Source organism: Frankia sp. AiPs1, from assembly GCF_023716945.1.
In the GTDB taxonomy this organism is placed as follows: domain Bacteria; phylum Actinomycetota; class Actinomycetes; order Frankiales; family Frankiaceae; genus Frankia.
Genome location: NZ_JAMQQF010000207.1, coordinates 1 through 9,480, shown reverse-complemented (window position 1 = coordinate 9,480; position 9,480 = coordinate 1). Strand labels below are relative to the sequence as shown.

Below are 9,480 nucleotides of genomic sequence, written 5' to 3'. Positions count from 1 at the left end.
CGCGGTGGGCGGCCAGCAGGTCGGCGAACGTCCGCGCCCGGCCGCGTTCCGCCGCCGCCAGCGCCGCGTCCGGGCGTCCCACCGCGGCGAAGACGTCGGCGAGCGCTTCGAACACGTCGGCCGAGGCATCCAGCAGATCGATGCGGTCGGCCTCGTCGACGAGCCGGCTGCGCCACGACTCCAGCACGCCGGTGAGCCCGCCCAGCACCAGGTTCGTCTGTTCCCGGGTCACCGCGGCCAGATGCGCGCGGCCCGTCAGGCACTGGTGCACCCGGGCCGCGGCGCGCAGCACGGTGAGCAACCCGGGCAGGTCCACGCCGTCGTGATGGCAGGCCACCATCCGGATGAGGATGTTCAGCTCGTCAATCATCGCGGACTCGCGCGCCTGCGGGCCGACCGAGTCGTCGCGCTGCTCCCGGCGGCAACCGTCCAGCGCGGTGAGCAGCAGCGGCAGCGCGGCCCGGTGACGGCGCGAGAGCACCAGCGAGTAGGCGGCGTCCCGGCTCTCCCGCCACGACCCGCGGCCGTCGGGCGGCGGCTCAGGCACGGCCGTACCCGGCGGCCGCCCAGGCCCGGTCGAAGCCATTTCCGTCCAAACCATTGCCGTCCAAGCGATCGCCGTCGAAGCCGTCGGCGAGGTCGGCCTGCCCGACCAGCGTCGCCGTGTAGTCGACCGCCTCGTCCAGCAGGAGTCCGGCGGCCGAGACCTGGCCGTCGACCCGCAGCGTCCGGCCATCCGCGGTGCCGCGGAAGACGGCCCGCAGCCGGGCTCGGCGGGCCGCGACCGGCATGGCCCCGAGCAGGCGGTGCGGCGCAGCGAAGGTCACGCCCACCGCGCCGTCGTCCGCGTCCACGACGACGTCAGCCGTGCCGGCCCGCACCTCGACCCGATAGGAGCCGGTCTCGCCGCGGCCCGCTCCGGGCACGCTGGTGAGCCAGAGCAGCTCGCCCGCGGGGATGATGTCCGGCGGGAACGCGCTCGGCCGGAACTCGCCCGGCAGGAAGGCATCCGGCAGGAAGGCATCCGAGGGGAAAGCATCCGGCGGGAACGCGTCCGGGGGGAAGGCGCCTGGCGGATCGGCGGCGGCCGGGAAGATCGTGATTTCGATCGGGTCCCGGGTGCCGGGGAGCGGATCGACGACGCTCAGTTCCGCCCGCAGCGGTCCGAAGGCGGCCCCGCCGCTGCGACCCGTGAGCTGGCAGGCGTAGACGACCGGCACCGGCACGCCGTCGATCCGCAAGGGCCGGGGCGGCCCTCCGTCCGGGGGGATCTCCGCCAGCGGGACCGACACCGGGTGCCGGCGCACGGTGTCCCCGGCACGCAGCTCGTACTGACCGGTGAAGCGGGCCACGGCTGCCGGTCGGCCGGCTCCCCCCGGTGCCCGCCCGGCCTCCGGCGCTGGCTGGCCGACACCGGGGCCGAGCGCCGGGTCGGGCACGATCAACCCGGTGACCGTGACGGCAAGTGCGTCCGCATGGCGCCGCAGCGCGACCCGGACCTGCGCGCCTGCCTCCTCGGCGACGCCGCCCACCGGGAAGACGTCCTCGCGGGCGTGTCCGGGCGCGGGGACGAACAGGCAGCGGCCGTCGTCGTGCAGCGCCCAGCGGGCCCGCCCGAACAACCGGCCGACCCACGCGGCATGCGCCCGGTCACCGTCCACCGTGGCCGGCCCGGCCGGCGCAAGTCGGCGTACCCGGGCCGGCCGGGGTGCCCGCGCGGCACCCGCGGCCGCCCGGGAGACGACCTGCCGACCGCGAAAGGCAGCGAAACCCACAATCTCCCCCGTTGTCTGTTGCGGTGCCGGGCCGCCTCCAGAGGGCGGGCAGGCGCGTAGGAGGATGCGCCTACCAGAACGTCATACCTGCCTATGGCCGGCGCGATCCCATGGGATTACGGGACGGCACAGCGATATGGCACGGCACGGCGACACAGCACGGCACGGCAATGTGGCACGGCACGGCGATACAGCAGGGCACGGCAATGTGGCATGGCACGGCGATCGGGGGGTATCGGATGGATTCCACAGGCGGCGAGCTGATACCGGCGCTTGCGCCGTTGACTGCCGACGCGGTCATCGGCCGCCGCGACCTCGTCTTCGCCGAGCGCACATTGGACGCCGGCGGCGCCACCCATCCGGTTTCGGTGGGCGGCGTCAGCTTCGGACGGGTGGACCCGCTACTGCTCGGCCCCGACGACCTTCCGTCCTCCTTCTTCCGGCGGGTGCAGGCGAAGCACTCCCGGCACGTGCTGCTGGTTCTTCCGTTCGACCTGCTGGAGCTGCCCGACGGGCACCGGTACTCGTGGGCGTCGGTGCGGTGCCAGCTCGACGATCCGCCCGGATACGCGCTGCAGCTCAAGCCGGGCCGCCGGCTGGAATCCGTGCCGGTGACCGGTGGTGTCGGCGAGGGGCAGCGGTTCCCGGCTGCCCCCCGGCCAGGCGAGCGGGCCGGGGAGCCGAGGGAAGGAGGCTCGGTGCCGGCCCGGGACCCGCGCGGACAGGCCGAGGACTGGGAGTCGGAGTTCACCGCGCTGGCGGCGGAACTCGACGGTCAGGTTCACCGGCGCGGCCCGCTGCCGCCACCCGCCACCGAGCTGCGCCCGCTCGTGACCACCTTCGGCCAGAACAGGACCTCCTTCGGCTGGAGACTCGACAGCCAGCCCGGCTACCCGCTCTGGTACCAGAACGTGATCGGCGGTGTGCTGGTCGAATTGCCGAAGGAGGCGACCGAGGTCGCCGGGGTGCTGACGGCGCAGGCCGTGGTGCTGCGTCCCTGGCTCGACGACTTCCGGCAGGTGTCGGCCGAGACATCCGACCCGATGTCGTTCCGCGTCCCCCTCGACTGACCACCGACGCCGCCCGCGCCGGTGGGCACGATGGGCCGGCAGGCGCGGGCAGCCGGCAGGCGCGATCGGCCGACAGGCGCGGGCAGCCGGCGGGCGTGATCAGCCGAAACGCTCGCCGGGAACGAGGTCACCCGGGCCGATGAACGGCTCGCACCGGCCGTCCCGTGCCCCGCCGGCCGGTCCGCCGTCGACCGGCCGGGACCGGCCGCCCGGCCCGGGACCGGTCGGGTCCCCGTCCGGCCTGGAACCGGTCGGATCCCCCTGCGGCCCGAACGCCGGCGGATGGTCCGGCACCCACAGCCAGGCGGTGGTGGTCAGTTCCTTCTCCACCACCCTGACCGCGACCATCTGTTCGGGCTGCAGCTCGTGCTCGCTGGTCGCGACGGTGCTGCGGTAGATGTCCTCGGTGAGCGCCAGGACGGCGGCAGCCGCGGGGTGGTCCCGCAGCGCGGCCCTGGTCGGCTCCGCGTCCCGGATGCGGCACACCTCGACGATCGCGTCGCCGCCGAGACCCGTGCCGCCCGCCTCGATGATGCCCTGACCGCAGGCGAACCGCAGCCGCAGTGGCCCCTCGGCGGGCCTGCCCCGATTGAGCGTCCGCAGCCGGTTGTGGGCGCCCCGCACGAGGGCGGCGACGGTGTCCGCCTCGGGCAGGCCCGCCGGGATGACGGCGATGACGGAATCGCCCTCCAGCGCGGCATACAGGGCCTCGAGCGAGAGCCGGGCGGCGCGGTACGCATGGTCCATCACGTCGGCCAGGTCGTTCTGAGCATGCTTCTTGGCCGGCCCGCTCATCTGGCCGAAGCCCTTGATGTCGGCGGTGAAGATAACCCGCCGCTGCCCGATGGGCACGAATTGACTGGTCTCCACGTCGGCCCCCGTTTACGCACCATCTGTCCGCTGCGTCAAGTCCCAACGAGGGTACCGGCCGGCATGCCGGTGGTTAGCGTGAAAAACAAGATCGACGGCATCGAGTGGAACCGTCACCGCCTTCGGTCACCGCGGCTCGGCACGTCACGGGGGGCGCGCCGAGCACCGCTCGATCTGAGGGGAAGCCCATGTCTGGCCTGCCTGATTCAGCCAATTCAGCCGGGGCCGGGGCCGAGGCCGAGGCGAATCTCGGTCCGCCGCCGCGGGTCACCCGGGTGCTGCTGTGGTGCGCCGGCGCCGACCGCGATCTGCTCCTCACCCGGGGGCAGCGTTATCGCTACAGCGGATCCGGCCTGCTCCTGCTGCTGGTGGGGCTGCTGGCCGCCGTCGTGTTCGTGCTGTTCACCTCGGTCGTGTTCGGTTTCCACCCGGCGTTCCTTCCCTTCGGCCTGCTGTGGGGAGGGTTCATCTTCCTCATCGACCGGATGATCGTCGCCGAGCCGAAACACGAGCGGTCCGGGATCGGGGAGCTGGGCAAGCAGGCGGCCCGATACCTGCTGCGGATCGTCGTCTCGATCGGCGCGGCGGTCATCGTCTGCGAGGCGGTGCTCCTCACCTTCTTCTCGCCGGAGATCAACCGGGAGCTCCCCGTCATCCACAAGATCGCGATCGAGCAGGAGGCGAAACGGCTCTGGCAGCTCGAGGTGGGCAGGCGGCAGGCCGACGTCGACACGGTGGCCCCCGACGTCACCGCGGCCCAGACCGCCCGGGACGAGGCGTTCGCGGCCCTGCAGGCCGCGCGCAGCACGCTGCCCGACACGGCGGCCAACACCCCCGACGGTGACCGGGTCGACTCCCTCAACCGGGACTTCCTCGCCAAGGACGCCAGACTCACCGGCCAGAACCGCCGCCTGGACGCGGCCAAGAAGAGGCTCGACGACTACCGCAACGGTCCGTTGCCGACGGTTCCGCCGGCGATCCAGGACCGGATCAACGCCGACCGCGGGTGGACGGCCCGGGAGACGGCGCTGCACCGGGTCCTGCACGACCATCCCGACCTGCGGGCCTGGCCGTGGCTGATCCGGGCCGTGCTCATCGCGTTCGACCTGATGCCGTTGCTGACGAAGCTGCTGGCACGCCGATCGCTCTACGACGACGCCGTCGCCCGCCAGGAGTCCTGGATCGGCTTCCGGGAATCGCAGTGCGACACGGTCACCCGGTATCGCGCCGATCTGCAGACCGCGAACCGAAACGCCTGGGCCCGGGTCGGGCACAACCTGGAGAAGGACCGGATGGGGCTGTGGATGCACAACGGCCGGCAAACGTCCGCGCATGACGAAGCATCCGCGCATGACGAAGCATCCGGTCGGCGCCACCGCAACGGCCAGGGCAAACCCTCCGGCGCCAGCAACGGATCTGCCTCCGGCGGGTCCCACCGTTCCGGGTCGGACGGGTGACCGGGGCCCGGCCGGTCGTCGCGCGCCCGCGAGAACACCGTCCCCCGACCGGTCGCGCCGCGAGCCGGCGGATTCCCGCGACCGAGCAGAGCCGATAACCGAGAGGAGCCGACGGAGATGTACAAGGAAGAGATAGCCCGCATCCGGCAGGCGGCAGCGGACGCCCTGACCAGATTCGACGCCCACCAGGAGCACGACTCGGCGCGGCTGGGCCAGCTGCGCGCCAGGGGACGGGCCGCCGCGCAGGCCGTCACGGCGAAGGCGGACGCCCCGCTGGCCATCGGTGACGTGGGTGAGTACAACACGGCGAAATCCACCATCGCCGGCGTCCTGCTCGGCGAACCCCTCCTGCTCAGCCGCAGCGAGAACCCGACCACGGGCAATGTCACGGTCCTGCGGCTGCGCCCCGGCCCGGCGGACGTCGCGACCCGGATGACGGCGGCCGAGGTCCAGTTCATGACCGAGGCGGAACTCTCCCGCTGCGTGGCGTTCGTCCTCGGCCGGCTGAGCGAGGCGGCGACGCGGGATGCCCCGGCGAAGGCGGCGGCCAGCGTCTTCGCCGGCTACAACCCCGCGGTCGACGGCTGGGCCCGGTTCGACACCTGGTGCCGCACCGCCCTGTGGGACACCCCCGCCGGCGACGTCACCCTGAAGCTGATCGCGATGGAGCTGGTGCGACTGCGGGATGCCCAGCTCAACGCCGCGCAGATGATCGGCCAGACCCGCGGTCTCGCGGTGGAGGAGGTCGCCGGGGGCGTGGCACTGTCGGTGCCCACCAGTCCGCCCGCGGTCTTCCCCGAGCTCGCGACGACGCACGGGCTGCGCTGGGACGTACCGCTGGACACCGAGCGGCTGCGGGTGGCGTTCCCGCTGATCCGCCGGATCACCGTGAACGTGACCGTCAACCCGGCCGCCTGGCCGCTGCGGGACCTGCGCGACGACTACGCGGTCGAGCTGCGGGACTACCCGGGTCTGAACGCGCAGGGCACGCAGTGGCGCGACCTGTTCGTCAGCCGGCTCGGCCTCGAGGGCATCGACGCGGTGATGGTGCTGCTGGACTCCCGCAAGCCGGCGGCCGCCGCCACCCTCACCTTCTACTCCGAACTCAGGCGGCTCGGCTTCGGCCAGCAGGAGCTGGACCGGGCGACGGTCGTGGCGGCGTCCTGGTTCGACAAGGTCCCCCTGCCGACCGGCGGTCAACCGCTGCGCCTGCGCGAGCTGCTGGACACCTCGGCCCTGCTCAACGGCGTCTACGTGGCGGCGCAGAACCTGACCGGCGCGCGGCACGAGCTGGGCGAGCCGCTGGACCGGGCGGTGCTGGTCTCCTCGCTGCCGGCGCTGATCGAGGCCGGCGCCAGCGCCGAGGATCCGCAGACGCTGGCGGTCGCCCCCGAACGGCAGGCCGCCTGGGCCGACGTCGCGGACCGGTTGCTGGCGGGCGAGCCGGCAAGCGAGCCGGCCCGCCATCTCGCCCACCTGCTGCGCGAGTACGCCGCCGACGGCGGCATCGCGGCGCTGCGCGCCCTGGTCGAGGATCACCTGCGCCAGCACGGGCTGCCGAACAAGCTCGCCCAGCTGCGCCGGGCCGGTCTGGAGCTCGACGGCGTGCTCGCCGACTACCAGCGGGAGGTCGCGTGGCTGGCGTCCCAGGCCACGTCGACGACGACGAGCCAGGCCACCCGGATCGTCACCTTCTTCGAGGAGCTCGGCGAGGCGGCGCGCCGCGTCCGGGAGAACGCCCGCGAGTTCCGCGACCCGGCTCGGTTGACGTTCACCCGGCCGGGCCAGGAGACGGCGGAACCGCTGCTGGCCGCGGCCGGCGCCGACATCGCGGACGTCTGGTTCTGGGACTCCTGGGAGAACATCGTCAACAGCCTCGACGAGCGACAGCCCGTCGTCTCGCCCCAGGAGCCGGCGCCCGGCGCCGAGCCGGAACTGGCGCTGACCACCGCCGAGCTCGAGGCGGAGTTCGTCGCGACGGTGGAAAAGCAGGTCAAGAGGTACCGCGAGCTGGTACTGGCGAGCGTCGACCGGTGGGATGACCGTCAGCGCACGCTGCTGGCCGGCCCGGCGAGCCGGTTGGACGACCCCGAGGTCCACGCGCTGGCACTGAAGGTGCTCGGTCCGGAGCGGATGATCGACGTCGAGGACCTGGCCGGGCGCAACCGCACCGGGACGATCCGAGCCCGGGTGGAACGCAGCCTGGACACCGGCGGGGGCGGCCGGCGCGGCCGGTCGCCCCGAGACGCGGTCCCGTTCGCCACCCGCCACGCGCTGCCCTGGCACCCGGGTTTCAAGGGCACGGACGACGGCAGCGAGCAGCGGCGGCATCTGGCCGCGGTCACGGTGCTGCGCCAGGAAGCGGTCCACGGGGTCACCACGCTCGTGCAGGAGCAGGTGACGCTGCTGGCCGCAGACGTCTCGGCCTGCCTCGAGCAGCAGGCCGCCCGCTGGGTGGCCGCGCTGCCCCGGAACAGGGAGCTGCGCGACCTTCTGCGCGGGAACCAGTAGCCCCCAGCCCACCTGCCCAGGCAGAACCAGAAACGGAGTTCTGTGGTGAACGACTTCACCATCAGCGTCAGCTCGACCGACCCCCACCTCTACAAGATCGGATCCGGCCACTACCGGTCGGTCCACCAGCCCGACGACAACAGCTTCCCGCTGCCCGAGGTCGCCCTGATCCCGCTGCGAACCGGTCTGTCGGTGCCGGTGCTGACGCCGGTCGTCGACCCGGCGGCCCCCGCCGAGCTGGCGGCCTGGCTGCGCCAGGCGTGGCTGCTCACCCCCGACCCGGGAGCATCGGCCGACGCCGTCGCCCCCCTGGTCCGCGCGCCCGCCCGCCTGCCCGCCGATCTGCTGGCCGGTTCGCTGCCGGCGTCCGTCGAGGTCCGCTGGGAGGCCGTCGAGGGCGCGTCGCGGCTGGTCGTCGAGCGACTGCGGCTCGACTTCGTCCCCGTCCCGAAGCCGGACGCGACGGCCGGAGGGCGCTATCCCGGCCTGGCTGTGATCGATTTCGGGACCTGCGCGACCGCCATCGCGCTGCGTACCCTGCAGCGCTGGGACGCCGGGGCGATGATGGACGCGGCCCAGGCCGCCGTGCTGGCCGAGCAGCTCGGGACGCTGCTCGTGTCCGTGCCGCCCGGCGTCGGCGAGCAGGAGTGGACCGACTACCTGGCCGGCGTGCCGAAGGGGGTGGCCCACCGGCTCGGCCAGCGGACCGAGCAGCCGCTGCCCGCCATCGCGGGCAGGCTGACCACCGGTCGGGGCACGACGACCGACCTCCTGCACGCCGTGCAGGCGGAGCTCGAGACGCTGGTGTACCGGCTGGTGCCGTCGGCACCCCAGGAGACCCTCGCCCGCTGCCTGTACGACTGCTACCAGCGCGCCTTCGCGGCACCGCCGTTGCAGACGAACGGTCTGCGCCCGGTCCGCTTCAACGATCCCGACGAGCCCGATGAGATCTACAGTCTGCCCAGCACCGTCCACCTGCTGGCGCTGAACCCGATCGCCATCGAGCTGAAGGCGCAGGAGGAGCCGCCGGCCGCCGCGAAGGCAAGCATCCGCGGCGCGAAACGCAGGGTCGGCACCCTGGCCTCGCCCGATTCACTCGCCAGCCTGCGGGAGCTGCGGGACCGTCCGGAGCTGGCGCGTGACGCGCGCATGGCGACCACGGCGGACCTGATCGCCGCCATCTACCGCTTCCTCGCCGGCAAGGCGCAGCGCGCGATCGACACCGGCCCGGCGGGGCACGTCCGCGCTCCCCTCAAGCGCGTGATCATCACCTATCCGACGGTCACCCCGCCGGTCGCCCGGGAGGCGTTGAAGCGCCTCGTCGGCGAGGCGCTCGACGGCGTCAACGTGCAGGGCAGCGACTTCGACGAGGGCGTCGCCGCGGCGCTCTACTTCGTCATGCTGGAGATCGGGCGGGCCACCGAGCTCGGTATCGAGGCCATCCGGGGACGCTCCCGCCGGCTGCCCGGGCCGCCCGGCGCTCCCCCGCGCTGGCGCCGCACCATCCTGGTCATCGACATCGGCGGCGGCACGACCGACATCGTCCTGGTCAGCCTGCTGCTCACCGAGCTGCCGAATGATGCCGACACCGATCCCCTGGTCGGCCGGCGGTACCTGCTCGAGCCGGAGGTGCTCGGCGCGACCGGTCACGCGCAGCTCGGCGGCGACTACCTGACCCTGCGCGTCTTCTACTGGATCAAGGCGTGCATCGCGGACGAGCTGCTGCGTCGCAAAACCGCCGCGGCAGGCGCGGGCCAGGGTGCCGGCGGCGGGGTCGGCGGGGGCGCGGGCGGTGGC

Annotated in this window: 7 protein-coding genes; 4 read left to right on the top strand and 3 right to left on the bottom strand. The window is 73.3% G+C overall.

Annotation, left to right across the window (positions count from 1 at the left end; translation table 11 throughout):
* Both ND748_RS17835 and ND748_RS17830 read right to left on the bottom strand, forming a co-directional pair.
* On the bottom strand, positions 1–547 hold a 547-nt coding region (locus tag ND748_RS17835), incomplete at its 3' end, for a hypothetical protein (RefSeq protein ID WP_251746936.1).
* The gene (locus tag ND748_RS17830; RefSeq protein WP_251746935.1) at positions 540–1,775 is read right to left on the bottom strand and encodes a hypothetical protein; all 1,236 of its coding nucleotides are present in this window, start codon (positions 1,773–1,775) and stop codon (positions 540–542) included. The genes ND748_RS17835 and ND748_RS17830, both read right to left, overlap by 8 nt.
* Positions 1,776–2,014: 239 nt before the next feature.
* Between ND748_RS17830 and ND748_RS17825 the strand changes: the two genes are divergently transcribed.
* Positions 2,015–2,845, top strand: a complete 831-nt coding sequence (locus ND748_RS17825) for a hypothetical protein (RefSeq protein WP_251746934.1) — start codon at positions 2,015–2,017, stop codon at positions 2,843–2,845.
* Between the two features lie 99 nt (positions 2,846–2,944).
* Here the strand turns inward: ND748_RS17825 and ND748_RS17820 are convergent, their stop codons facing one another.
* On the bottom strand, positions 2,945–3,715 hold the full coding sequence (locus ND748_RS17820; protein ID WP_251746932.1) for a hypothetical protein: 771 nt from the start codon (positions 3,713–3,715) through the stop codon (positions 2,945–2,947).
* A 188-nt stretch (positions 3,716–3,903) separates the two neighbouring features.
* On the opposite strand from ND748_RS17820, the gene ND748_RS17815 reads away from it, so the two are divergent.
* The 3 genes from ND748_RS17815 to ND748_RS17805 form a co-directional block, all read left to right on the top strand.
* A complete protein-coding gene (locus tag ND748_RS17815; protein ID WP_251746931.1) occupies positions 3,904–5,172 on the top strand; it encodes a DUF4407 domain-containing protein in 1,269 nt (422 codons plus the stop codon).
* Between the two features lie 117 nt (positions 5,173–5,289).
* Entirely contained in the window at positions 5,290–7,683 is a 2,394-nt protein-coding gene (locus ND748_RS17810; RefSeq protein WP_251746929.1) for a hypothetical protein, read from the top strand.
* Between the two features lie 45 nt (positions 7,684–7,728).
* Positions 7,729–9,480, top strand: a 1,752-nt coding sequence (locus ND748_RS17805) for a hypothetical protein (protein WP_251746928.1), incomplete at its 3' end; no start/stop codon positions are given.